This window comes from Paraburkholderia sp. SIMBA_053, assembly GCF_046534895.1.
Classification (GTDB): Bacteria; Pseudomonadota; Gammaproteobacteria; order Burkholderiales; family Burkholderiaceae; genus Paraburkholderia; species Paraburkholderia caledonica.
This window is the reverse complement of the sequence record NZ_JAWRXU010000120.1, coordinates 1-444: the sequence shown is the minus strand read 5'-3', so window position 1 is coordinate 444 and position 444 is coordinate 1. Positions and strand designations below refer to the sequence as shown.

Annotated in this window: 1 pseudogene; it reads left to right on the top strand. The window is 62.6% G+C overall.

Features of this window, described 5'->3' with window-relative positions:
* Positions 1-45: 45 nt before the first annotated feature.
* Positions 46-444: pseudogene (locus SB753_RS34845) on the top strand (bifunctional diguanylate cyclase/phosphodiesterase); the annotation flags it as partial.

Sequence of the window (444 nt, the reverse complement as noted above, 5' to 3'; positions counted from 1 at the left end):
GCGTCGATGAATATCGTTTCCGGGGACCATCGCGGCTTGACAGGAGTGAAGGACGACAATCCGACGACAGTTGCCGGAAGCCCAGCGATGCACCTGTCTGCATCAACAGAGGCGACAGCATCGATCGATAACCTCCTTCGAGCGTCGGGCGACCTTCTGCGCGGGAGAGAATGGGCATGGTATCGCGGGGGACAAAAACTCCATCTGGCGGCGCATGCCCGCACACACCGGGTATGGCCGGAAGTTCTAGCCAACAATAAACTCAGCGAGTTTTGCGAGGCGGAAGCTCTGCATTGCTGGCCGACGGGACCCAGCGACCGCGCTTTCGGATGGCTCCTTGCACCGCCTGCCCAGCCGCATGAGGCGGCCCTTGCCGCATTCGCGAATGCGCTGGGAGTGCAACTGCTTGCCGACGCGCTCGCGCGCGCGCAGAAGACGCAGCAG